19 protein-coding genes and 1 pseudogene are annotated in these 23,867 nt (G+C 69.2%); 12 read left to right on the plus strand and 8 right to left on the minus strand.

What is annotated here, in order from left to right; genetic code table 11:
• Window positions 1-30: 30 nt before the first annotated feature.
• Both ACH34W_RS12785 and ACH34W_RS12790 read left to right on the plus strand, forming a co-directional pair.
• Window positions 31-558: pseudogene (locus tag ACH34W_RS12785) on the plus strand (TerD family protein); the annotation flags it as partial.
• Between the two features lie 1,791 nt (window positions 559-2,349).
• Entirely contained in the window at window positions 2,350-3,660 is a 1,311-nt protein-coding gene (locus tag ACH34W_RS12790; protein WP_395961017.1) for a hypothetical protein, read from the plus strand.
• A gap of 71 nt (window positions 3,661-3,731) precedes the next feature.
• On the opposite strand, the gene ACH34W_RS12795 is transcribed toward ACH34W_RS12790, so the two are convergent.
• On the minus strand, window positions 3,732-4,439 hold the full coding sequence (locus tag ACH34W_RS12795) for a cache domain-containing protein (protein WP_395961018.1): 708 nt from the start codon (window positions 4,437-4,439) through the stop codon (window positions 3,732-3,734).
• A 31-nt stretch (window positions 4,440-4,470) separates the two neighbouring features.
• Window positions 4,471-5,205: a FadR/GntR family transcriptional regulator gene (locus ACH34W_RS12800; RefSeq protein WP_395961019.1), complete on the minus strand. Its 735-nt coding sequence runs from the start codon at window positions 5,203-5,205 to the stop codon at window positions 4,471-4,473.
• A gap of 123 nt (window positions 5,206-5,328) precedes the next feature.
• On the opposite strand from ACH34W_RS12800, the gene ACH34W_RS12805 reads away from it, so the two are divergent.
• The 7 genes from ACH34W_RS12805 to ACH34W_RS12835 all read left to right on the plus strand — a co-directional run bounded on the left by ACH34W_RS12805 (window position 5,329) and on the right by ACH34W_RS12835 (window position 12,986).
• Window positions 5,329-6,567: a (Fe-S)-binding protein gene (locus tag ACH34W_RS12805; protein ID WP_395961020.1), complete on the plus strand. Its 1,239-nt coding sequence runs from the start codon at window positions 5,329-5,331 to the stop codon at window positions 6,565-6,567.
• A complete protein-coding gene (locus ACH34W_RS12810) occupies window positions 6,564-8,090 on the plus strand; it encodes an FAD-binding oxidoreductase (protein ID WP_395961021.1) in 1,527 nt (508 codons plus the stop codon). Before ACH34W_RS12805 ends, ACH34W_RS12810 begins: the two co-directional genes overlap by 4 nt.
• Complete coding sequence (locus ACH34W_RS12815) at window positions 8,087-8,356, plus strand: hypothetical protein (protein ID WP_395961022.1); 270 nt, start codon at window positions 8,087-8,089, stop codon at window positions 8,354-8,356. The genes ACH34W_RS12810 and ACH34W_RS12815 overlap by 4 nt, the downstream gene beginning before the upstream one ends.
• Window positions 8,353-9,894, plus strand: a complete 1,542-nt coding sequence (locus ACH34W_RS12820; protein WP_395961023.1) for an APC family permease — start codon at window positions 8,353-8,355, stop codon at window positions 9,892-9,894. The genes ACH34W_RS12815 and ACH34W_RS12820 overlap by 4 nt, the downstream gene beginning before the upstream one ends.
• Window positions 9,891-11,306: a gamma-aminobutyraldehyde dehydrogenase gene (locus ACH34W_RS12825; protein WP_395961024.1), complete on the plus strand. Its 1,416-nt coding sequence runs from the start codon at window positions 9,891-9,893 to the stop codon at window positions 11,304-11,306. The genes ACH34W_RS12820 and ACH34W_RS12825 overlap by 4 nt, the downstream gene beginning before the upstream one ends.
• A 28-nt stretch (window positions 11,307-11,334) precedes the next feature.
• Complete coding sequence (locus ACH34W_RS12830) at window positions 11,335-12,396, plus strand: LLM class flavin-dependent oxidoreductase (protein ID WP_395961025.1); 1,062 nt, start codon at window positions 11,335-11,337, stop codon at window positions 12,394-12,396.
• Window positions 12,397-12,602: 206 nt separating this feature from the next.
• Complete coding sequence (locus ACH34W_RS12835; protein WP_395961026.1) at window positions 12,603-12,986, plus strand: Lsr2 family protein; 384 nt, start codon at window positions 12,603-12,605, stop codon at window positions 12,984-12,986.
• Window positions 12,987-13,027: 41 nt separating this feature from the next.
• Here the strand turns inward: ACH34W_RS12835 and ACH34W_RS12840 are convergent, their stop codons facing one another.
• The 5 genes from ACH34W_RS12840 to ACH34W_RS12860 form a co-directional block, all read right to left on the minus strand.
• The gene (locus ACH34W_RS12840) at window positions 13,028-14,248 is read right to left on the minus strand and encodes a sulfotransferase family protein (protein WP_395961027.1); all 1,221 of its coding nucleotides are present in this window, start codon (window positions 14,246-14,248) and stop codon (window positions 13,028-13,030) included.
• A complete protein-coding gene (locus ACH34W_RS12845) occupies window positions 14,245-15,312 on the minus strand; it encodes a hypothetical protein (RefSeq protein ID WP_395961028.1) in 1,068 nt (355 codons plus the stop codon). Before ACH34W_RS12845 ends, ACH34W_RS12840 begins: the two co-directional genes overlap by 4 nt.
• A gap of 289 nt (window positions 15,313-15,601) precedes the next feature.
• The gene (locus tag ACH34W_RS12850; RefSeq protein WP_395961029.1) at window positions 15,602-16,843 is read right to left on the minus strand and encodes an amidohydrolase family protein; all 1,242 of its coding nucleotides are present in this window, start codon (window positions 16,841-16,843) and stop codon (window positions 15,602-15,604) included.
• Window positions 16,844-16,886: 43 nt separating this feature from the next.
• A complete protein-coding gene (locus ACH34W_RS12855; protein WP_395961030.1) occupies window positions 16,887-17,666 on the minus strand; it encodes an alpha/beta fold hydrolase in 780 nt (259 codons plus the stop codon).
• A 23-nt stretch (window positions 17,667-17,689) separates the two neighbouring features.
• The gene (locus tag ACH34W_RS12860; RefSeq protein ID WP_395961031.1) at window positions 17,690-18,577 is read right to left on the minus strand and encodes a fumarylacetoacetate hydrolase family protein; all 888 of its coding nucleotides are present in this window, start codon (window positions 18,575-18,577) and stop codon (window positions 17,690-17,692) included.
• Window positions 18,578-18,717: 140 nt separating this feature from the next.
• On the opposite strand from ACH34W_RS12860, the gene ACH34W_RS12865 reads away from it, so the two are divergent.
• Window positions 18,718-19,380, plus strand: coding sequence for a FadR/GntR family transcriptional regulator (locus ACH34W_RS12865; RefSeq protein ID WP_395961032.1), 663 nt, complete (start codon window positions 18,718-18,720; stop codon window positions 19,378-19,380).
• Between the two features lie 30 nt (window positions 19,381-19,410).
• Here the strand turns inward: ACH34W_RS12865 and ACH34W_RS12870 are convergent, their stop codons facing one another.
• The gene (locus ACH34W_RS12870) at window positions 19,411-20,241 is read right to left on the minus strand and encodes an SAM-dependent methyltransferase (RefSeq protein WP_395961033.1); all 831 of its coding nucleotides are present in this window, start codon (window positions 20,239-20,241) and stop codon (window positions 19,411-19,413) included.
• A gap of 116 nt (window positions 20,242-20,357) precedes the next feature.
• Here ACH34W_RS12870 and ACH34W_RS12875 point away from each other — a divergent pair, with 116 nt between their 5' ends.
• Together ACH34W_RS12875 and ACH34W_RS12880 are read left to right on the plus strand one after the other, a co-directional pair.
• Window positions 20,358-22,913, plus strand: coding sequence for a molybdopterin-dependent oxidoreductase (locus tag ACH34W_RS12875; RefSeq protein WP_395961034.1), 2,556 nt, complete (start codon window positions 20,358-20,360; stop codon window positions 22,911-22,913).
• Window positions 22,910-23,863 (plus strand): FAD binding domain-containing protein, encoded by a 954-nt coding sequence (locus ACH34W_RS12880; RefSeq protein WP_395961035.1) that lies wholly within the window; start codon window positions 22,910-22,912, stop codon window positions 23,861-23,863. Before ACH34W_RS12875 ends, ACH34W_RS12880 begins: the two co-directional genes overlap by 4 nt.
• The last annotated feature ends 4 nt before the right edge of the window (window positions 23,864-23,867 follow it).

Here is a 23,867-nt window from a genome sequence, read left to right on the forward strand (position 1 = left end):
ACGAGCTGGGGAGCGAACAAAGTGCAGCAGATGTCCAAGGGCGCCAACATCGACCTATCCAGCTCGACCACGGTGACCGGCCCGCTGACCGTGGCGTTGAGCTGGATCGATCCTTCCGGTGAAGGCGAAGCCGATGTCTCAGTACTTTTGGTCAACGGCGACGGCAAGGTCGGCAGTGACGCCGACTTCGTCTTCTACAACCAGCCGGCAACCGCCGACGAGTCGGTCCGTCTGATGGGCAAGACACCCACTGCCACTGGCAGCGAGGACGGAATCCTGGTCGACCTGAGCACCTTGCGGTCCGAGGTACAGCGGGTGATCATCGCTGCCAGCCGCTACGCGGGAGCGACGTTCGGGGCCCTGGACGACCTGCGCCTGGCCATCTCCGACAGCACCGGAGAGGCACTGCTGGCCTTCGACATCAAGGACGCCGACACCGAGACCGCGTTCATCTTCGGAGAGCTGTACCGCAGAGGCGACGGCTGGAAGTTCCGGGCAGTCGGCCAAGGCTACGAGTCGGGACTGGCGGGCCTTGCCGCCGACTTCGGCATCAACGTCGACAACAGCGACGAGGAAGAAGAAAGCCAACCACCGTCCCAGCCGACCGGCACACCCGACACCGTTCAGCCGGACCCGTCGGTTTCAGTCGTGGGAGCGGCCCCGCATCTCCCAGGGGCGCCGTCCGGGGACGAACAGCGTCCCAAGCGGGTGCGGACGGTCAAGAAGAAGACCACCGTCGCCAAGGCCGCCAAGGCCAACCTGGCCGAGCACGCCTCTTGGCAGCACGCGCGTCTGTTCCCGGTCAACGGACTGCGCAACGATCAGGAACGCGAGACGCGGGCCACCGCCACACTGCTGGCGGTGATGGCCCAGGTGCCCGAGTTCGGCCGCCGCCTGACCGCCCGCTTCAACGCCCCGGCCGGCACCATTCAGACCTTCGCCGAGGCTTCCTTCAAGCACGGCGACGGCAAGGTCCGGCCCGACGGCGTGCTGCGGGTGGCCAGGGCCGGCAGGATCTGGACCGCCCTGATCGAGACCAAGACCGGCGGCAACTCCCTCAAGGCCGAACAGGTCCAGGCCTACCTCGAGGTCGCCGCCCGCCACGGCTACGAGACCGTGATCACCCTGTCCAACGACCTGGCCCTGGACAACGAGCACCCACTGAAGGTCGACAAGCGGCTGCTGCGCAAGGTCGCCCTGCGCCACCTGTCCTGGGCCGAGGTCGCCCACGAAGCCGACATGCTCTGCCACCACGACGGCGTCGCCAACCCCGTCCACGCCTGGCTGCTCAGCGAACTTCTGTACTACCTGCGTCAGGACAACGCCGGCTGCCAGGGATTCCGCGACATGGGCGCCGCCTGGGTCCCGGTCCGCAACGCCGTCACCTCCAACACGCTGCGGCTGGGTGACAGACGAGCCATGCAGGTCGCCGAAAGCTGGGAGAAACTGATCCGGCAACTGTGCCTGCGCCTCAGCGGCCAGACCGGCCTGGCCATCGCCCCGGTGCTGCGCAGACGGCGCGACGGAGACGCCTCAGTACGCCGCCTGCAGACCGTCACCTCACTGGTGGAGACCGGACGCATGAGCGCCGAGATCCGCATCCCCAACGCCGGCGGCCCGGTACTCCTCGAAGCCGACCTGCGCACCGGCCAGATCGAGACCACCGTCGAGATCCCCGCCGCCGAACGCGCACGCACCCTCACCCGCGTCCAGTGGCTACTGCGGCAACTCAACAACGCCCCACCCGAACTCCGCATCGAAGCCCTCAGCCCCGGACACCCCGCCGGCCCTTGCGACCTGCTCAAAAACCTCACCACCGAACCCGGCCTGCTCGTACCCCAGGACGCCAAGCAGATCACCTCCTTCCGGCTGACCCTCTCGTCCGGCATGGGCACCAAACGCGGCACCGAGGAAACCGGATTCGTCCGCAGCGTCGACACCGCCATGGACCGCTTCCACCAAGACATTCTGCAAGCCCTCAAACTCGAGGCCACGACCTCCGAGACCAAGTCCGCCACCTGATAGCCCGCCACACGACCACCAAACAATGGCGTCAAGCAGGAACAACACAACGGCCGCATCTCATCTATCTCTGACCAGAATCCTCTTCGGTCTGCAGTCAGCAAGGCATGCCCAGCCCCTCCGGGCCGAGTAGACCGCCGGAATCTGTGGGTGACGTTCTCGGTGAAGCGCTATGCCTGCCGATGAGCGTAACGGGGGGACCTCAGACAGCCGGGCGCCATCGCCATGCGTGTCAGTCGCAAAATCATTCTGAAGCTCTGGCCGTCTCCTGGGAGAAGGGACGCCAGTCGGGAAGAGGTCTGGCCGCGGGCTGTGTCCCCTCATAGGGTGGCGGGCGTGATCGGCAAACTAAAGACGCTGCTCAGTCGGTTGGCCACCAACGCAAACCTTGACCTCTACTGCCTGATCATCACAGCGTTGCTCTTCACCGTGCTTGGCGGGCTCGGTATTTCCGACGTGAAGACGCTCTCTTCCGCCGTCCTCGCGTTGCTGGCCTTCTTGGCGTTCTCCCAGATCAAGTCCCGGAACCAGATCAGCACGATCGCACGGATGCGTGCGGGTGAAGACGTGGTCTCACTTCACATGGAGTTCCCGGAGGAGTACCACGCACGCAGGGCGAGGGCGCGGACCTTTTTGTTCATCGGCATCGCGGGATCTAGAACGATCCAGACGATGCGCCAGAATCTTCAACGGGCATTGCTGGCAGGCGGAAAGGCTCAGATCCTCCTGCTCGATCCGACCGATGAAAGACTCGTCCGCCAAGCGGCCCGCAATCACGCTTCGGAGGTCAGCCCCGAGAGGCTGCGTGGACGTATCGAGGCCAGCTTGGACGACCTGTCCCATCTGCGCGAGTCGACCGGAGGTGAGCTGGAAGTCCGGGTTAGCCCGTTCGTGCCCAAGATCGGTTTCAATGGAATCGATCTGGAGTCCCGTGACGGCGCGATCCTCGTGCAGCACTACGAGCACCGGTCCCAGCGCGAAGCCGCCCCGATCCTGTTCCTCGAACACCGGGACGGCCACTGGTTCGATCACTTCGTGGCCGAGTCCCGCCGCATGTGGGAAGACGGGCTCCCCTGGCCGCTGGGTCACGAAAGCCGCCTGGCCAAGATCCCGCATCCGTCGTTCACGGATGGATTCGGCGAGGAACTCGATCTCCGGCTCGCCGCGTCCCGACAACTGTTCGTCACCGGTGTCGCCCGCAACAATCTCGTGCACTCCCGATACGGCGTCCTCGAACGCCTTCTGCGGGAAGGCTGTCAGATCCGCATCCTGCTGATCGATCCGGACTCGCCAGCTGTGGCGGTCGCTGCGGACCGCTACTACGCCGAGCGCTCCGCCGCCAGCCTGAGCGAACGCATTCGGCACACCTTGCGTCTACTTGAGCGGCTCAACCGCACCGCCGGTGGGCTGACCGTCCGACTCACCGAACATCCTCTGGCAATCGGAATCGTCGCCGCCGACTGGGCCGTCCCGGACGCGGCCACGCCACCCGCCCTTTTCCTCGAGTACTACACGTACCAGGCGTCTGGCGAACCGAAGTTCACGCTGCAACCAGAGGACCCGTGGTTCGCACATTTCCTCAACGAGGCCACGGTTCTCTGGGACGCCGCGAGACCCTACCCGCTCTCCGCTGATTAAGGCTCTAGCTATGCGGGTGCAGTGTGCTGAGATCCACTTCGCCTCAGAGTCCTCGGAATCGGCGAGGCGCGTCAGCTTCGGACGAGGAACCAGGGCAGCCCCACGTAGTCGGCCCAATCGGGGCCGTGCGGGAGTTCGCGGCGGGGGAGGCCGTCGGGACGGATGATGGAGCCCACGATGGTCGCCGGAGTGTTCGAGGCCAGTACGCGGCCCGTCGAGTTGATCAGGAGGGTGGCGGGGCCCTCCGTGTTGAGGATGGGGAGCATCACGCGTTCGAAGTCCGTCGCGCGGATGTCGGCCGCCGCTACGCCGAAGAAGCCCTCGTCGCTCGTGATCGGGGCGGAGAACGTGAGGATGTACTCGTCAGTGCCCGCGTAGTCCACGTACGGGCCGACCACCGCCCGGCGGCCGGTCCGGTACGGGACGTCGAACCACGGTGCCAGCGGGTACTCGTAGCTGCCGATGTGGTCCGGGTCCAGGTCGACCGCAAGGGGGAACAGGTCGCCGGCCGCGGCGGGCCTGCGCCACCACTCGAGCCACCTGGACTGGTCGGCCAGCGTTCCGGGCGCCGCGATCACACCGGTGCCCGCGCATAGATGCCGGCTCGACAGGTGTTCGAGCACTGTGGGGCGGATGCACGCCATGTCCGACGTGGTCGGGGCGCGGCCCTCGGTCATGGCTCGGCGGTGGACGTCGACGGTCAGTGACCGGAGCGTGTCGATGCCGTCGAACGTGTCCCGGACCAGGGCCTCTACCGAGGCGTACGTCATCGCTTCCATGGCTGCTCCACGGTCGACGTCGGGCTTCACTCTAGTGCACCAGCTGCAGGTGGAACTCGATCAGCCTGGAAATGGCCAGTTCCACGTGCTCCTCGACCAGCAGGCGCGCGCGATGGCCGTCCCTCGCCTCGATCGCGGCGACGACGGCACGATGCTGGGCGACCCGCTCGTCGCGCTCGACGGCCTCTCCCAGCGGGATCCACAGCAGCTCGCCCACCTCGCCCTGCAGGTCGATCGACTGGCGGGTCAGGCGGGTGGACTGGGCGGCTGCGGCGAGCTCGATGTGGAAGCGGCCGTCGGCGCGGCGTCGTTCGCCTGCGGTCTTCGCGGTGGCCAGTTGGTCCACCAGACCGGTGAGGAGGGCGATCTGGTCGGCGGACGCGCGCGACGCGGCCAGCTGGGCGGCGGTGGCCGACACCGCCAGCAGGTGGTCGCCGATCTCGCGCAGCTCGTGGACGCCGGTCTCCCGCAGCGTGGTGCGAAGGCGGGACACGGATGCGTCGACGGGCGCGCGGACGAACGAGCCGCCGCCGCGCCCGCGCCGCGTCTCGACCAGACCGCGCTGGCGGAGCAGCATCAGCGCCTCGCGGAGGGTCACGGTCGAGACGTTCAGTGCGGCGGCCAGCTCCAGCTCGCTCGGCAGCTGCTCGCCGTCGGCGATCAGGCCCAGGCCGATGGCCTCGCTGATCCGCCGGGCGACGACCTCCACCCGGCCGCCGTCCTGGAGCGGCGCGAAGACGACATGCCGAGCACCGACGTCCGTCACCCGCGTCTCCTCCTTTAGTGGTCCACGCGGAGCCTAGCCCGCGGACCAGTGGGTCTTGTCATTTGAAATATGAAGTCATAGTTTAATTTTACCCGTGACCACGGTCACATGTGGAGGAGACACATGACGGAAACCGAGCCCCCCACGTCGGATCACGCGCCGGTGACCATGGAGTTCCTGTCCGACTGGCGCAACGCGGCCTACAACTGTTTCTCCTCCGGCCACAAGTTCTGCCGCGAGGTCTGCCCGGTCATGCAGGTGACCCGCAACGAGTCGTGGACCCCGACCGCCTTCCACGCCAACGTCGTCGCGATGGAGCAGGGTGAGCTGACGGTAGAGGACGTGGCCGAGGACTACGTCAACTGCACCCAGTGCGGCGCCTGCGAGCTGCGCTGCCCCAACACCCTGTTCACCGGCGACTTCTACCGTTTCCGCACCCGCACCGTCGACCTCGTCAAGCAGATGCGCGCGCTGGCCGTGGACAACGACATCCACCAGCCCGGTTACCGGCTCTGGAACGAGCGCACCGACGAGCGCACCCACGAACCCGTGCTCGGCGACGTCCCGGTCAGCCAGGACAAAGTCCGCGACTGGGCACATGGCCTCGACCTCCCGATCGGCGGCGAGACGATCCTCTTCGTCGACTGCGAGGCCGCGTTCTACCGGACGTCGGTGCCGCGTGCGGTCGCCCAGCTGCTCCAGCGCGCGGGCTACGACTTCGGCCTCATGCGCGAGCAGTGGTGCTGCGGCGGACCCGCGGCCGAGATGGGCTACCGCGACCAGGCGCGGCGCTTCGCCGAGCACAACCTCGCCGACTGGCGCGCGAGCGGCGTCCAGCGGGTGCTGGTGCTCGACCCGCACGACTACATCACGTTCACCGAGGACTACCCGGGCTACTTCGGCGCCGACTACGACATCGAGATCGTGCTCGTCGTCGAGCTGCTCGCGCGGTTCCTCACCGAGGGCAGGCTGACCCCGACCCTGCCGATCGAGCGCACGATCACCTACCACGACCCGTGCCGGCTCAACAAGCGCAAGGGCGTCTGGCAGGAGCCGCGGCAGATCCTGCGCGCGATCCCCGGACTGACCTTCCACGACGTCGACCGCGTCACCCAGTGGTCCTACTGCTCCGGCGGCGGGGGCGGGCTCCCGGTCGAGAAGCCGGAGCTCACTGCGAAGATCAGCGCCGCCCGCCTGGACCAGGCCGCCGAGCTCGAGGTCGACACGCTCGTCTCGGCCTGCCCATGGTCCGAGCGGCCGCTTGCCGAGGCAGGCGAGGCACGCGCCATCGACGTCGTCGACCTCCACGAGCTCCTCGCCGAGTCCTGTGGCATCGACGTGGGCGGGAGCACGGGCCGGTGACCGCGCAACACACCGCGCAGCTGACCGACCGGGTGCTCGGCGAGCTGGTCGACGCCCTGGGCGGCGAGTACGTGCTGACCTCCAAGACCGCGCGGATGAACCGGGCCCGCGTGCCCGCGCCGTTCCCCGTGCACCGGTGGCGTGAGCGGATCCCGGACCTGGTCGTCATGCCCGCCACCACCGAGGAGGTCGCCGAGGTGGTGCGGATCGCGAACGCGCACCGGATCCCCATCGTGCCGAGGGACGGCGGCACCGGGCTGACCGACGGGGCGGTGCCGGAGCGGCGCGGCATCGTCGTGGACGTCAAGCGGATGAACGAGATCAAGGAGATCGACCTCGACAACCGGACCTGCACGGTCGGACCCGGCATCAACATGCTCAAGCTGAACGAGGTCCTGGCCCGGCACGGCCTGATCTACCCCGACGACCCGGCCTCCTACCCCTGCTCGCTCGTCGGCGGGCGGATCGGCACCAGCGGCTGGTCGCTCGTCGGCTCACGGTACGGGCACACCAGGGACCTGGTGCTGAGCTTCGAAATGGTGCTCCCGACCGGGAGGGTGATCCGGGTCGGCGACGGCGGCGGGCGCAAGGTGTCCAAGAGCTCCAGCGGCTACCAGCTCAAGCACCTGTTCATGGGCCACCAGGGCACGCTGGGCATCGCGACCGAGGCGACCTTGAAGCTGTATCCCAAGCCGGAGGCGGAGTTCTCGCCGTTCTGGGCGTTCGCCGACTTCGACTCCGCCTATGCCTGCGTCGGGCGGCTCGCTCGCGCCGGCGTGGCGACGTTCGCGGGCGCCGTCCTGTTCGACGAGTGGAAAGTCGACTACCTCCGCCGCGACGACGAGGCCTACATCCCGCAGCCCGCCGACGTGCGGGCGCTCGTATGCGCTGCCGCATACGGCAACGAGGACGAGGTGCGCGCGGGCGGCAAGCGGTTGATGCGCGTCGCGCGCGACGCGGGCGCGCGCTATCTCGGAGACGAGATCTCCCAGGGCGACTGGGCCGCCAGGCACGACCGGTACGCGACGCCGCTGCACGGGCGGACCGCGGCCGGGCAGGTCGCGCCAATGTCGTGGCACTGCGAGGACGCCGCGATCGCCTACACCGATCTGCCCGCGGTCCGGGTGCGCTGGCACGACATTGTCGCCCGGCTGCGCGAGCGGCACCCGGTCTTCGACGACTGGGGGATGTTCTTCTACACCAGTGCGGACACCGGCGTTGACTACCTCACGGAGATCGACGTCGGCATCTGGGAGCAGGAGCTCGACGACGCGGCGTGGGCCGCGTGGGTGGAGGCCAAGCGAGACATCGCGAAGGTCTCGCTGCGTTATGGCGGCTCGATCAGCGCATGCCACGGCTCGTGCCGTGAGGGCGAGGTCGACCTCGTGCCAATGGAACTGGGCGGCGGCTACGACGTGATGCTGCAGGTGAAGAAGGTGTTGGACCCCAACAACATCATGAACCCCGGCAAGTACGGGCTGCAGCGCGCCTACGAGGACCTGCAGAGCGAGGAAACGCCATGAACGGGTACCGCTACGACGAGCAGCACACACCACCGTCGGCCAGGCAGGTCAGCGATGTCGCGGTGGAGCGCTTCGAGCACATCTTCGAAGTGGACCCGAGGCTCATGACCGTCCACGTCGCACAGCAGCTCTTCCCCAACTGGGACACGCTGCGCATCGCGGCAAGCCGCGGCGACCATCTCGAGTGGATGCACCGGCACTGGGCAGGCACCGTCCTTTCCGGACAGGAGCTGCTCGACGAGATCGAATCGGAGGACGGCCGGTGACCGACACCGGTGCCCGGGCAGACCACTCCCCGGACACCGACGCCAGGCAACTCGCCGACCTCGGCTACACCTCGGAGTTCCGGCGGGACATGAGCCTGTGGGCGAACTTCTCGCTCGGCTTCACCTACTTGTCGCCGGTCGTCGGCATCTACACGCTGTTCGCCGTCTCGCTGGCCGCGGCAGGCCCGCCGATGATCTGGAGCCTCGTCATCGTCGGCCTCGGCCAGCTTCTCGTCGCGCTGGTCTTCGGTGAGATCGTGTCGCAGTACCCGATCGCGGGCGGGATCTACCCGTGGGCGCGGCGGTTGTGGGGCCAGAAGTGGGCCTGGATGACCGGGTGGGTGTACGCGATCGCGCTGCTGGTCACGATCGCGTCAGTGGTCTACGGCGCCGGGCCCTACCTGGCCTCCCTGCTGGACCTCACGGCGTCGACGAACACGACGGTCGTCTGCGCGCTGGTCATGGTCGTGGTGGCCACGGTGATCAACCTGGGCGGCACGCGCGTGCTCGGCATCGCGGCGGTGATCGGTTTCGGCACGGAGATCCTTGGCGCGCTCGTGGTCGGCGGGTGGTTGCTGATCGCCGAGCGGCAGCACGACTTCGGAGCGCTGTTCGACAGCTTCGGCGCCGCGCCGGAGGGCTCCTACCTGGCCGCGTTCCTCGCGGCGGGCCTGATCGGGATCTTCCAGTACTACGGCTTCGAGGCGTGCGGGGACGTCGCGGAGGAAGTGCCGGATGCCAGCCGGCGCATCCCGAAGGCGATGCGGATGACGATCTACGTCGGCGGGGCGGCGGCGACGTTCGTGTGCCTCGCGCTGGTGCTCGCGGTGCCGGACTTCGGCGCGGTGATCTCCGGCGCGGACGCCGACCCGGTCGGCGGCGTGCTCACCACGGCGTTCGGTTCGTTCGGCGCCAAGGTGGTGCTGGTCGTCGTGCTGGTGTCGTTCCTGTCGTGCGCGATGAGCCTTCAGGCGGCGGCGTCGCGGCTGATCTACTCCTACGCCCGCGACCGGATGCTGCCCGGCAGCGGCCTGCTCGCCCGGTTCTCCCATCAGCGTGGCGTGCCGCCGTACACGCTCGTGGTCGCGGCCGTCGTGCCCACGGTGGTGGTGCTGGTGTCCGGGTTCTCCGAGGACGCGGTCACGAAGATCGTCTCCTTCGCGGTGCTCGGCATCTATCTCGGCTTCCAGATGGTCGTGCTCGCCGCGCTGCGCGCGCGGCTCAAGGGCTGGCGGCCTGCCGGGCCGTTCACGCTGGGGCGCTGGGGGGTCGCGGTGAACGCCGGCGCTCTGGTGTACGGGGTCGCGGCGATCGTGAACATGGTGTGGCCGCGCACCCCGGACGCGCCCTGGTACGACGACTACCTTGTGCTCCTGTCCGGCGTCGTCGTCGCAGGGGCGGGATTGCTGCTGATGATGACGTTGCGGCCGTACCGGCACAGTACGGCGACCGCAGGCGACGCGGCGACCGCAGGCGAGGCGATGACTGCAGGCGACGCGATGACCGCAGGCGACGCGATCTCCCGGGAGGGCGAATGAAGAAGGTACAGAACTTTGTCGACGGGTCCTATGTGGACGCGGCCGACGGTCGCACGGCCGAACTGGTCGATCCGGCCACGGGCACGGTGTTCGCGTCCGCGCCGGTGTCCTCCCCGGCGGACGTCGACCGGGCGCTGACCGTCGCGCGGGACGCGTTCGCCTCGTGGCGGGACGCGACGCCCGCCGAGCGGCAACTGGCGCTGCTGCGGTTCGCCGACCGGATCGAGGAGCGTGCGGACGAACTGCTGGCGCTGGAATGCGAGAACACCGGCAAGCCGCTGGAGCTGACCCGGCAGGAGGAGTTGCCGATGCTGCTCGACCAGCTGCGGTTCTTCGCGGGCGCCGCGCGGGTGCTGGAGGGCAGGTCGGCGGGAGAGTACATGCGCGGGCACACCTCGTGGGTCCGGCGTGAGCCGGTCGGGGTGTGCGCGCAGGTGACACCGTGGAACTACCCGGCGCTGATGGCGCTGTGGAAGTTCGGGCCCGCACTCGCGGCCGGGAACACGGTGGTGCTCAAGCCGTCCGACACGACGCCGGTGTCGACGGTGTTCCTGGCCGAGCTGGCCGCGGAGTTCCTCCCGCCTGGAGTGTTCAATGTGATCTGCGGTGATCGGGACACCGGAGCCGCTCTGGTGTCGCATGAGATCCCGGCGATGGCGTCGATCACCGGCTCGGTGCGGGCCGGGCGCGAGGTGGCCGCCGCCGCGGCCGCCGACCTGAAGCGGGTGCACCTTGAGCTGGGTGGCAAGGCGCCGGTGATCGTGTTCGACGACGCCGACATCGCCGCCACCGCGGAGGCCATCGCCGGAGCGGGGTACTTCAACGCCGGGCAGGACTGCACTGCCGCGAGCCGGGTGCTGGCCGCGCCGGGCGTCCACGACGACCTCGTCGCCGCGCTCGCCGAGCAGGCCGCCGGCACGTCGACCGGTGTCGACGGCGACTACGGCCCGCTGAACAACGCCGACCAGCTGGCAAGGGTCAGCGGCTTCGTCGACCGGCTGCCCGACCACGCGTCGGTGGCCGCAGGCGGCGGGCGCGTCGGCTCGCAGGGCTTCTTCTACGCCCCCACAGTGGTGTCCGGCCTGCGCCAGGACGACCAGATGGTGCAGCAGGAGGTGTTCGGCCCGGTGATCAGCGTGCAGCGGTTCACCGACGAGGCCGAGGCGCTGCAGTGGGCGAACGGTGTGGAGTACGGGCTCGCGTCGTCGGTGTGGACGCGCGACCACGGCCGGGCCATGCGGATGTCGCGGGAGCTCGACTTCGGCTGTGTGTGGATCAACACGCACATCCCACTGGTGGCGGAGATGCCGCACGGCGGCTTCAAGCACTCCGGCTACGGCAAGGACCTGTCCATGTACGGCCTCGAGGACTACACGAGGATCAAGCACGTCATGTCCAACGTGGACGTTTAGTCGCGTCGCTTCGAAAGGTGCGCACCCCATGCGGTTCAGCTTCGTGATGTTGCCCGACTATCCCCTCGACGACACGATCGAATCCATCAAGCTCGCCGACGAGCTCGGCTTCTACGGTTGCTACGCGGCGGACGAGACGTGGCACAAGGACCTGTGGCTGCTGTTCGCCGCGGCGGCGGACAAGACGGAGCACATCCGCTTTGGCCCGAGCCTGTCGGCGGTCACCCTGCGCGAACCGACCCTGATCGCCCAGGCGACGGCGACGCTCGACGAGCTGACCGGCGGCCGCGCCGAGTGTGTGCTCGGCTCGGGCAACTTCGGTCTGCTGGCGCAGTACGGCATCGACTGGGCGAAGACGAAGCCCCTGTCCCGTCTGAAGGAGGCGCACCACGTCGTGCGCACGGTGCTGGACGAAGGCGCGATCACCTACGACGGCGAGTTCTTCTCGTACAACGGTCTGTTCACCTTCGCGCGGCCGGTGCAGGAACACGTCCCAGTGAAACTGGGTGCGATGCGCGGCCCGAAGTCGTTCCAGGCGGCCGGAGAGCTGACCGACGGTGTTCACCACGCGCTGAGTTACACCAAACGGGCCTACGAATACATGGTGGAGAACGTCCGCATCGGGGCCGAACGCGCGGGCCGTGACGCCGACACGCTGGACCTGGGCGCCTGGATCGTCTTCTCGACGGGCCCCGACTCCCGCGCCGCCAAGGACGCCGCCCGCGCGATGGTGGGCCTGTACGCATCGTCGATGCCTGCCGAACAGCTGGCACGCAACGATGTGGACCCGGCCGACCTGACCGACATCATCGCCGCCGTCGGCGAAGGCCGGGTGGACCGCGCGTTCGAGCTGACGTCGCCGGAACTGGCCGACAAACTCTCGGTGGCAGGCACCCCGGAGGAGTGCGTCGAGAAGATCAAGGCCGAGATCACGTCGACCGGCGTGAACCATCTGGTCCTGGCCATCACGGACGCGGCGTTGGTCAAGGCCTTCTCCGGTATGGAGCTTCCCGGCGTCGCCACCATGCGCGACCAGCTGCGGCTGGTCCACGACCAGGTGATGCCTGCCTTCGCAGGCCAGCCCGCGTAACCAGGGCGCAGTGTGCCATGGGACTCTCGGCGACGAGCGTCTCGGCGAGATACAGAGGTCCCGCCGCCCAGTCGTATCATTGAGGACCTCACCATGAGGGGGACGGGTGGGATCTGCACCGCCGTGGGCGTTCAACCGGCTTGAGCCGCGCACCCGGACGCAACCCCGGAAGCCTGACCCCACTCTGAGCACGGCAGGAGACACCCATGGCACAGCAAACAGTCGTTGAACTCGTTGACGACATCGACGGCAGGCCGGCCGACCAGACCGTGCGCTTCTCGCTTGACGGCGTCGCCTACGAGATCGACCTGAGCACCAAGAACGCCAACATACTCCGCGCAAACCTGGCCCCCTTCGTCGAGAAGGCTCGCAAGGCATCGGTTCGGGCTGCGCGCCCAGGTCAAGGCCCTCGCGCCACCAACGGCCGCGAACGGTCCGCTGACATCCGCACGTTGGCCGATCAGAACGGCACCACAGTCAACGACCGCGATCGGATTTCCAGCGTCACCGACACGTATGAGGCCGACGATCCCAGCAGGGCCAAGCCCGCCAAGCATGTGCCGACGATAGAGTTCCGAGCACCTCAGTAACGGGCCTCTGTATGGCACCCGGGTGAGCCATCCGAGATGGCTCAGGGGCGGGGTGGGGTGGTCCAGGGGGTGAGGCGGTTGCGGAGGCTTGTCGCGTCCAGGCCGAACTCCTCCGGCGTATAGCGGTGCGGTTCGCGCTGGTCGGGCGGGTGCGCGGCATGGTAGGCGTTGATCATGGCGTCTAGGTCGGGTGGAGCGAGTCCGGCGCCCATGTAGACGCGATCCAGGACGTCACCGGTCGCGTGCACCAGGTCTTCGTAGCGGACATCGATGATCGTGAGGTCGGCCGCCTGGGGAGAACGACGGAAGGCGTGGGCGCGGCGCGACCACAACTCGGTCTGCCCTGCCTGGAAGCGGCCGACGTCCGCAGGGTCGACCTCGTCGCTGTAAGTGGAGCGGAAGACGCAGAAGAGGCTGGCGCCGGACGCGACCGTCTGGACGATGTCCCGGTGGAGGAAGACGACGCAGGCGCCGGGAAAGGCAGCCGCCAGGCTGGACAGTTCCGCCGTGTGGGCGGGCGCCTTCAGCAGCCAGCGGCGGCCGTCCGCGCCGTCGAGGGTGTTCAGGGTGTGGCGGTAACTGAGATAGGTGCCGGTGAGATCCTGGCCGGCGAGCCACCGCGTGTAGCCGTCGAGGCGGACAGTGGCGCTGTAGCCCCAGTTCCTGAAGGCGGAGCCCAGGCCGACGACGCACTCCTCGGGCAGGTACGGCCCGTAGTCGTGGACGCCGGCGAGGGCCGGGTTCAGCTTGTCGAGCAGTGCGAAGGCCTTGGCGCTGCCGTCGATCAACTCCCGGCGCCGGTCCGGGGATGCGCCGGCGAACTTCCATGGAACGCTCAGCTCGGCCGACAGCGGGGCGCGGAGTCGCGGATCGGTCGCCAGGAGCCGGAACAGGAACGTGGTCCCGGTCCGCCATCCGCCGGTGATGAAGATAGGAGGTGGGTCAACGTGCGCGTCCGCTCCGGCCACCTGGTCCATGGCGAGCCGGGTGCGGAGCGCGGACACTGCGGAGTCGCGGACCATCCTGGTCCCGAGCGCGTTGAGACGGCCGTCCACGCGTGCCGATTCCACGTAACGCTCCAACCCTTCACGCCATCCTCCGCTATCAGGGAGGTGCACGGTGTCGGCGCCGCGGAGCGCCTTGGCGATGACCATCTCGGGGTCGAGCGTGTACGCGCCGGGACGAGCGGCGCGGTCGGCCTCGGCGGCCGCATAGATCTGCGCGGCGGCGGGGGTGCGCTCCGGCGGGTGCCACGCCGTCATCGCCGACTCCGAAGATCGTCGATCTGGCACACGCGGGTCGAAGGTAGCGGCGGCGCCTGCACGGCCTGCAGCCAGCGCAGCACGAACAGTCCGGCGGGTCGTCCTTCGGTGTCGAGCCAGTCGGCGTCGCCAGGGTCCTCTGCGGCCAGGACGAAGCGGTACCGGCCGTCGTTGACGCGGGCCGTGGCTCCGGTCCGCGACACCCGCCGGTGCCGGTAGTCGAGAGAGTTGAGGAAGCGGCTGTAGAGCACGATGTTCCAGTGCCGGCAGGGCACGGTCTCGCCTTCGACGACCAGGGCCTCCCCGGGTTCCAGCCGCCAGGCGCCGCGCTGGTAGTGGATGCCGGGTTCGGTGTAGGCGGCACCTCCCGCCATCTCGGTCCAATGGTGCACGGTGTTGGGGGTGACCTGGCCTTCGACGGCGGCGAAGGCGGCGGGGATCACCTCGACGGTCTTGGCGAGCCGCCTGAGCTGGTACTGGAAGCGCGCCGGGTCGATCGGCGGCGGTGGCCGCGGCGGGCTGACGGGTTCGATGGCGCACCAGCCGTGGCGGTCGGCGGCCTCGTCGTCGTGGAAGTGCCGTACCCACAGCTGCCCGTTCCCCTCGGGCAGCGGCAGCCACGCGCCGTCGTCCGGCCGGGTGCCTCCCACGAGCAGGGAGTAGGCGCCGGACGCGTCGAAGCCGAGCTGGTCGCCGTCGATCCGAGAGGCGGCGGTGACCTCACCGGACGCCGCCGCGTAGGCGGTGATCGACATGTAGGCGGCGTCGCCGGGGTGGCCGGTGAGGCGGTATTGACGATCGCCGCGCACGTCGGCGACCCAATAGCGGGTGTCAGGATTGTCCATGAAGAACTTCGTCCGCCAGCCGTTGAACGGCACCGGCTCGGGCCGTTCCCGGTCGATCTCGAACCGGGCGAGCTGGTGGTGCAGGCCGCGCAGCAGTGCACGGAAGGCGTCGGACCGCTCCGTCGCGTCCAGATGGGCCGTGTTCTCGCCGAGTCGCTTCCCCGCGGCGCGCAATGACTCGACGAGGTCGAACCACGCCTGTGACTCGTCGCCGCTCATGACGCCTCGCCGCTAAGCGCCGTGCTTGCGATCGCTGAACACCTTCGCGCCCACCAGCCGCACGTCCGGTCCCCAGATCCCCACTCGGTACGTGTCACCCATCGGCTTCCTCGCTCCCGCTCACCTGGACGCCTGCCAGACAGGGCGCTAACTTACAGATCGTAAGTTATCCAGGCAAGAGGCCGTGTCCCCGCCGGGGAGGACCCTTTCGGTCGACCTTCGATGCGGGTGACGGAGAGAAGAGCAGGGCACCAGCGGGGGTAGCCGGTGCCCGCGAGGAGGATGGCTGTCAGGTGTGCGCCGGTTGCTGCTCCTTGTGGAAACGGCCGTCCTTCATGATGTAGTGCAGCTTGCCGTGGTCCTGCAGGACGGTGATGTCGGCGAGGGGATCGCCGTCGACCAGGATGAGGTCGGCGAGGTAGCCAGGCTTGACCTTGCCGAGCTCGTGGGGGCGGAGCATGATCTCGCCGCCCAGCGCGGTGGCCGACAGGATCGCCTCCATCGGGGTGAAGCCGAGGCGTTCGACGAAGTGTTGCAGGTCGCGGGCGTAGGTGCCGTGCGGTGTCCAGGCGAACCCGTAGTCGCCGCCGGGCAGGATCCGGATGCCGCGGCGGTGCATCTCGCGCAGCCCCTCGGTCGCGATCTCCAGTTCGCGTTTGTAGCCGACGGCCTCGGCGGCCTCCTGCGGGAACCCGAACGACTCGGCCTCGTGGAGGGTGGCGATCAGCCAGTTGATGCCGGGGGCGACGAACACCCAGTCCTTGTTGGCCTCCAGCAGGTCCATGCCCTCGTCGTCGGTGAAGCTGGCGTGGTAGATGATGTCGACGTGGTGGCGCACGCACATCTTGACGCTCTCGGCGCTGCGCGCGTGGGCGCAGACGCGCTTGCCGCGGCGGTGGGCCTCGGCCACGGCGGCGGCGACCTCCTCGTCGGAGAAGTAGGTGTCCTCGGCACGCTGTGAGCCGGTGATCTCCTCGCCGGTCATGGACAGCTTGATCTGGTCGACGCCCAGATCGACCAGCTCCCGGACGGCACGGCGCATGCCCTCGGGACCGTCGGCGAACTTGGTGATCGACTTGACCAGCGCGCCGCCGGTGACGGCGATCTCCGGGCCGTTGGCCAGGTAGCGCGGGCCGGGGATGCGGCCGGCGTCGATCGCGTCGCGGCACACCACGTCCAGGCGGTCCTTCGCGGACGCGGCGCCCACGCACATGGTGTAGCCGGAGTCGAGATAGGTGCGGGCGGACTCGAGGCAGGACAGCAGGTGCTCCTCGACCGGCATCGTGCCCAGACCGTCCAGGTCGGCGCTGTTGTTCCAGCTGAAGTGGGTGTGTGCGTCGCACAGCCCGGACATCAGAGTGCGGCCGCGGCCCTCGATCACCCGGGCACCCGCCGCGTGCGCGGGGTCCACCGCGCCCACGACGGCGATGCGGTCGCCGTCGACGAGCACGTCACCGGGATAGGGGTCGGCGCCGGCGGAGTCCAGGATCCGGACGTCACGGAAAAGGATCTTGTGGGGTGGGTTCGGCATGGCAGGTGCTCCCGGCGGTGACAGCGATGGTGTCGAACGTGGTTCAGAGGAATTTCAGGAGGTGCTCGGTGGTGGGGCGAGCGGCCTCCAGAGCCGTCCAGTGGCCGACGCCGGGGAGGATCTCCACTGTGGCGTTGCCGTGGGCGCCGGCGAGTTCGGTGCTGGCCTCCGGCGGGCCCACCTTGTCCTGGTCGCCGGTGATCAGCAGCAGCGGCAGGGCGGAGTCGATCGGGCCGGGGTCGGTGGCGGCAGCCAGAGCCTCGCAGTTGCGGGCATACCCCTCAGGGTCCTGGCGCATGACGAGTTCACGGACGAAGGCGGCGGCCTCGGGACGGTCGCGGCGGGTCTCCTCGGACAGGGCATTGGCGACCACGCCTGGCGCCACCGCGGCGGTCCCCCGCTCGCGCAGCACGGCCGCGCGGTCGCGCTGGGCCTGCCGCACAGCCTCGTTCGGCACCCGTACGGCGCCGAGCAGTACCAGCGCGGAGACCTTGCCGGGGTGGCGGGCGGCCAGGGCGCGAACCACCAGGGTGCCCATCGAGTGCCCGACGACCACGGCCGAGGGCACGTCCAGCTCGTCGAGGACCGCGGCCAGGTCGTCGGCGTGGCTGTCGATGCTGATGTCCCCGGCGGTGGGCGAGCGTCCCGCCCCCGCCGCGTCGACCCGGATGACCTGGAAGCGCTCGGCCAGGGCGTCCGCCTGTACCTGGTAGTAGTTCGAGGTGCCGCCCAGGCCGTGGACCATCAGGACCGCCGGGCCCTGTCCATCGACCTCGACCGCAAGTGTCCTGCCGTTGATGTTCACGTTCGCCTCTCTGCTCATCGTGGTTCGGCCGACGTCGTCGCTCAGCCGACGCGGTTGCGCAGCGTGCCCAGCCCGGTGATCGTCACTTCGATCACATCGCCGGTCGTGAGGAACCGGGGCGGATCGAAGCCGATCCCGACCCCGGCGGGGGTCCCGGTGGCGATCAGATCGCCGGGGAGCAGGGTGATGCCGGCGGAGATCGTGGCGATCAGCTCCGGGATGTCGAAGATCAGGTCCTTGACCGGGGCGCTCTGCCGCCGCTCGCCGTTGACCGTGGTCTCGACCCGCAGCGCGGCCACGTCGGTGATCTCGTCCGCGGTGACCGCGTACGGACCCATGGGGCAGTGGGTGTCCAGCGACTTGCCCAGGAGCCACTGCTGGTGGTCGCGCTGCAGGTCGCGGGCCGTCACGTCGTTGACGATCGTGTAGCCCCACACGTGCTCGAAGGCCCGCTCCGGGGAGATTCCCCGCCCGCCCCGGCCGATGATCACGCCGAGTTCGCCCTCGTAGTCGAGCTCGGCGGTGACGCCGAAGTGCGGGTCGATGCCGGTGCCGGGTCCGGTGACCGACGTCGTCGCCTTGCTGAAGATGATGGGCTTGTCGGGCAGGTCCTCGGAGCGGCTGGGGGTGTCGTAGCCGCTGCGCCCGAACTCCACCGCGTGGTCGCGGTAGTTCTTGCCGACGCAGAACAGATTGCGACGCGGGACGGGGATCGGCGCCAGCAATTCCACCGAGTCCAGGGGCAGCCCGGGCCGATCGCCAGCCGCGTTCCGCAGCACCGACCCCAGGTCGTCCCAGCTCTCGATCAGTTCCAGCATCCCGGTGCCGGGCGGCAGCACGGCGGTCGCGTCATGGACGACCCGGCGCTCGGCGTCGACGACGCCCACGCGCCGCCGCGGCCCGGCCGAGTCCGCGGACGAGAAGGTCACCAGCCTCACAGCATGAACCAATCTGAACCATTGAACCAATATTGTGCCCGCCACTGTATGTCTCGATCGTTCTCCCTGTCCAGACGCTACTCGGATGGCGATAATTGGTCTCAATTGGTTCAGGTGAGTACCATCGAGCGGTGACGACCGTCGAGCACTCGCTGCGGACCCTCCTGCAGGAAGGGCTGCGCAGCGGCGCACTGGGCCCTGGCGCCAAACTGCCCACCGAGCGCGCCCTGGTCGATCGCCTCGCCGCGCCCCGCAACGCCATCCGCCGCGCCCTGGAGACGCTGGAACAGGAGGGCCTGATCGTCCGCCAGGTGGGACGCGGCACCTTCCTGACCGATGCCACCGCCCCGCCCACGGAGGCGGCCCCGGCCGACACCAGCCCCACCGAGATCATGCAGGTCCGGCTGCTGATCGAGCCCCCGGTCGCCGCGCTGGCCGCCCGCGTCGCCACCCAGGCCGACCTGGACCGCATCGCGCACTGCCTCGACCGCGGTGGCCGCAGCGACGGCTACCAGGACTTCGAGACTTGGGACACCCGGCTCCACCACGCCATCGCCCAAGCCGCCCACAACGGGCTCCTGATGAGCATCTTCGACGTCATGAACACCGCCCGCGCCCTGCCGATCTGGGGCAGCCTCAAACGCCGCACATCAACCCCCGAGCGCCTGCGCTGCTACCACACGGAGCACTCCGCCATCGTCGAAGCCCTGCGCGACCGCGACCCCGAAAGCGCCCAGGACACCATGCGCCGCCACCTGCAAAACGTCGCCGACAACCTCCTGGGCCGCCACTGATCACCAGGCACGTCGCTTGAGCTTCTGCTGTCAGGGTTTGCGGGCGAGGGCGGCCACGGCGAGGTTGAGTACGGGGTCGTCGGCGATGTGGTCGTCTGGGTCGGGGCGCCAGTCGGGGACGCGCACCACGCCCGGTGGGACGAGGTCGAGGCCGGTGAGGAAGGCGGCGACCTGGTCGGGGGTTCGGAAGGTGCCGCGGCCGATGCCCTTGCGAAGAGCGGCTTCGGCGGCCTCCTCGCCTGAGGTGCCGGCCTTCACCAGGTGGTGGAGGAACACATAGCTGCCGGAGGGCATCCGGGCCATCAGCCGGGCGATGATGCCGCCGGGGTCTTCCTCGTCGTTGAGGTAGTGCATGATGCCGCACAGCAGCAGCCCGACGGGCCGGTCGAGATCGATCAGGCGGCGCAGCGCCGGTTGTTTGAGGAGCTGTTCCGGCTGGAGCAGGTCGCCGTCGACCACCGTGGTCGTGGGGTTGTTGGCCAGCAGGGCCCGAGCGTGGGCCAGGACGACCGGGTCGTTGTCCGTGTAGACGACGCGGACCTGAGGGTCGATCGCGTGCGCGACCTCGTGGACATTGCCTGCGGTGGGCAGCCCGGAGCCGATGTCGATCAGCTGGCGGATGCCCGCGTCGACGACCAGGTGGCGGATCGCGCGGCGCAACACCGCGCGTTGTGCCTGTACCCCGAGGTGGACTTGGGGCAGGACGAGCTTGATCTGATCGCCGACCACCCGGTCGGCGGCGAAATTGTCCTTGCCGCCGAGCAGGAAGTCGTAGACGCGGGCGATGTTGGGCTTGGAGGTGTCGAACCCAGGAGGCGCCTGCTCCTGGGCTGCGGACTGGTCGTTGGCCGGGCCTGTCACTTCGTCACCTCCTGGCGTCCTCATCTGGATGGATCCCGTCAGCGTAACCACCGCAGATGCCATGATGTCCGCAAACAGCGGGTTGAATGCGAAATCAGTGGTGGAGGAGCCGGCTGGTGAAGTTCACGATGAACGGGCGCCCCGTGACGGTGAGCGGCGCAGCCGGTGAGACGGCTGTCGGTTTCATACGCGAGAACGCGGGGTTGACGGGGACGAAGCCCGCCTGTGGCACCGGGGTGTGTGGAGCCTGCACCATCTTGGTGGATGGGACCGCGGTGGCCGGTTGCCTGACGCTGTGTTCCGACCTCGACGGGCGTGAGGTCACCACGGTGGAGGGGCTGGGCGGCACGCATCCCGTTCAGCGTGCCTTCGCGGCGCATGATGCGCTGCAGTGCGGCTACTGCACCCCCGGCTTCGTCGTGGCGGCGGCCGCCTTCGTCGATGGATGGCGTGCGGAGCATGGTGACACCGCGCCGAGCCGGGAGCTGATCGCCGAGGCGCTGGCCGGGAATCTGTGCCGGTGCGGCGCCTACCCGGGCATCTACGCGGCGGTCGAGGCAGCCTGCGCCGGCGAGCACGACGACGAGCGTTCCGATGAACCGCCCGCGCGGGTGGAGGCACTGGAGAAGATCACCGGTGCGGCCCGCTACACCACCGATGTACGGCTGGACGGGCAGCTGGAAGGCGTGATCGTACGTTCCGGGCACGCGCACGCCGAAGTGACCTCGATCAACGGCCAGGGGGCACAGCTCGTGGAGCTGCTCGGCACGGATCGAATAGCGCGCTATGCCGGGCAGCCCATCGCGGCGGTCGCCGCGCCGACCCGGGCTGAGGCGCTCGCCGCCGCCGCGCGAGTCCAGGTGGAATACAGGCCGTTGCCCGCCGCCTTGTCGTTCGCCCCGGAGAAGGCGCCCGACGCCCCGGCCGTCCACCCCTCCAAGGACGGAAGGCGAAGTGCGCCGCGATCCAGCGAGGGCCCGCCCAGCCCGGCCCGCTGGCGCGGCAATCTGCGGGGTCCCTCCGGGCTCAGCAAGCGGCCCCGCACCGCGGTACGGCGTATCGAGCAAGCTCGGGAAAGAAACGACGAGCGATTGTTCTCTGCGACCTTCAGTACCGCCGTGCAGGCGCACACCGCCCTGGAGCCACACGCCTGCCTGGCCCGCTGGGACACGAGCGGCGACCTGCACCTTCATGTGTCCACGCAGGCGGTCGACAGGCTCGCCGGCCAGGTGGCCAAGCGGTGGAAACTGCGGCCTGAGCAGGTTCATCTGATGGCCGAGCACGTGGGCGGCGGTTTCGGCGCCAAAGTGAACCTGACCAGTGAGGTGGTCGCCGCGGTCGAGCTGGCCCGGCTGACCGGCGCGCCGGTACGGGTGGTGCTCGACCGGGCCGAAGAGCTCATCGACGGCGGCAGCCGCCCGGGCACCCGCACCGAGCTGGCCATGGTCGCCGATGCCGGGGGCGAGCTGGCGGCCTTGACCATGGACGTCTACGGCGACGGCGGAGTCGCGGTGGCGAACAACGCCGCCTCGCTGGCCCGCTACATCTACGGCAACGCACCCCGCCGGCTGCGGGACTTCGATGTCGTCACCAACCATCCGCCCGCCGCCCCGTTCCGTGGTCCGGGTCATCCGCCGATGCTGTGGGCGCTGGAACAGGCCGTTGACGAGATGGCCCACCGGCTGGGCACCGATCCCATCGAGCTGCGTCGCCGCTGGGACGGCAACCCCAAGCGCCAAGCCCTCTACGACTGGGCGGCGGAACTCACCGCCTGGCGCGATCGGCCCGCCACCGGCGACCAGCAAGGGAGACACCGCCGTGGTGTCGGCGTCGCCGTGGCCAACTACCTGTACTTCCTCGATCCCGGCACCAAGGTCGAGCTGACCGTTGAGCAGGGCGTCGTCGTGGCCCGTACCGCCACCCAGGACGTAGGCACCGGCAGCCGCTCGGTGATCAGCCAGGTCGTACGAGAAACCCTGGGCGTCGCGGCGGATCGGGTACGGGTGGAGATCGGCCGCACCGGAACGGTGCACGGTCCGGCAGCGGCCAGCAGCTGCTCGACGCCGTCGATCGGCCCCGCCGCCCACGACGCCGCCCACCGGTTGCACAAGGCGCTCAACGGCCGCTCCCTGGACGACGCGGACGGGCTGCGGGTGGTGGGCCGCCGCCCCCGGGATCGCTGGGGCTACGTCACACCCGTCCCGATCGGCGACTTCGCGATCGGACGCGGCTTCACCGGCGCCATCTACGTGACCGAGGTGGAGGTCGACACCCACCTTGGAAGCGTCCGCGTCACACGGGTGTCGTGCGGCATCGCCGCCGGTCGCGTCTATTCGCCCCGGCTGGCCCTCAGCCAATGCCACGGCGGCGTCATCCAGGGCATCGGATACGCCCTGTACGAGCAACGCCACACCGACCCGGCCACGGGCGTGGTGATGACCGACAGCCTGGCCGACTACCGCATCCCCGGCATCGCCGACACCCCGGAGATCACCGTGCACTTCCACCAGGACGGCTGGGACCACGTCAAAGGCCGCGGCACCGGCCTGGGCGAGGTGTCGACCATGGGCGTGGCCGCCTCGATCGGCAACGCCGTCCGCAACGCCACCGGCTGGCGCCCGCTCGACCTGCCGATCAGCCCCGACCGTCTCCTGCAAGGACTCGCCGAATGATCCCCGCCGGCCTCGACCAGACCCTGGAGGCCCTCCGCGCGGGCGCCCTGCCGCGCGCGGGCGGCACCGACCTCCTCGCCCGTCCGCACACCGCACGAACACACACCGCACAGGCAATCGCCGACCTGCGCGACGTGGCCGAACTGGCAGGGATCCACCACCTCCCCGACGGCTCAGCCCGGATCGGCGCCACGACCACGATCGCCCACCTCGCAGGCGATGAACGGCTGTCCACCACACACCCGGCGCTCGTCGCGGCCGCCCGGACCCTCGCCACCCCGCAGATCCGCGCGACCGCCACCGTCGGCGGGAACCTGCTGCAACGCAACCGCTGCCCCTACCTGCGCAACCCTGCCTTCACCTGCCATCAGACCGGCGGCGACGACTGCCCGGCCCGCACCGGCTGGCACTCGTGGGCAGTGGTCATCGACCACAGCGCCTGCATCGCGCCGCACCCCTCATCGCTGGCGGTCCCACTGCTCGCCTACGACGCCCGCGCCGAACTCCACCCAGGCGGCGCCATCCCGCTCACCGACCTATACGGAGACGGCACCGACCCCACCCGCGACCACCAGCTCACCAGCGAACAGCTCCTGACCGCCGTTCACATCCCGGCCCCACCCGAAGGTGAACGAGCCGTCCACCAACGCACCACCGCCCACGGCACCACAGACTGGCCACTGGTAGAAACCACCGCCCGCCTGCTCATCACCCGCGGCACCATCGAGTCCGCCGCCGTGGCAGTCGGCGGCATAGCACGCACACCGCAACGCCTCACCGCCGTCGAAACCGCCCTGATCGGCCAGCCCGCCACCACCGACACAGCCGACACCGCCGCCGCCCACGCAACCGCCGACTGCACTCCCCTCCCCCAGGCCCGCCACAAGACCCGGATCCTCCACCACACCGTCCTCGACACCCTCCACAAAGCCCTCGGCGATACGGCCTGAAGGT

It is taken from the genome of Actinomadura sp. 6N118, assembly GCF_044326415.1.
Lineage (GTDB): Bacteria > Actinomycetota > Actinomycetes > Streptosporangiales > Streptosporangiaceae > Spirillospora.

Coding starts and splice junctions, on each gene's coding strand:
- ACH34W_RS12795 (WP_395961018.1), bottom strand. CDS start 4,439: ATGGAAGCGATGACGTACGCCTCGGTAGAGGCCCTGGTCCGGGACACG.
- ACH34W_RS12805 (WP_395961020.1), top strand. CDS start 5,329: ATGACGGAAACCGAGCCCCCCACGTCGGATCACGCGCCGGTGACCATG.
- ACH34W_RS12815 (WP_395961022.1), top strand. CDS start 8,087: ATGAACGGGTACCGCTACGACGAGCAGCACACACCACCGTCGGCCAGG.
- ACH34W_RS12825 (WP_395961024.1), top strand. CDS start 9,891: ATGAAGAAGGTACAGAACTTTGTCGACGGGTCCTATGTGGACGCGGCC.
- ACH34W_RS12830 (WP_395961025.1), top strand. CDS start 11,335: ATGCGGTTCAGCTTCGTGATGTTGCCCGACTATCCCCTCGACGACACG.
- ACH34W_RS12835 (WP_395961026.1), top strand. CDS start 12,603: ATGGCACAGCAAACAGTCGTTGAACTCGTTGACGACATCGACGGCAGG.
- ACH34W_RS12840 (WP_395961027.1), bottom strand. CDS start 14,248: ATGACGGCGTGGCACCCGCCGGAGCGCACCCCCGCCGCCGCGCAGATC.
- ACH34W_RS12845 (WP_395961028.1), bottom strand. CDS start 15,312: ATGAGCGGCGACGAGTCACAGGCGTGGTTCGACCTCGTCGAGTCATTG.
- ACH34W_RS12850 (WP_395961029.1), bottom strand. CDS start 16,843: ATGCCGAACCCACCCCACAAGATCCTTTTCCGTGACGTCCGGATCCTG.
- ACH34W_RS12855 (WP_395961030.1), bottom strand. CDS start 17,666: ATGAGCAGAGAGGCGAACGTGAACATCAACGGCAGGACACTTGCGGTC.
- ACH34W_RS12880 (WP_395961035.1), top strand. CDS start 22,910: ATGATCCCCGCCGGCCTCGACCAGACCCTGGAGGCCCTCCGCGCGGGC.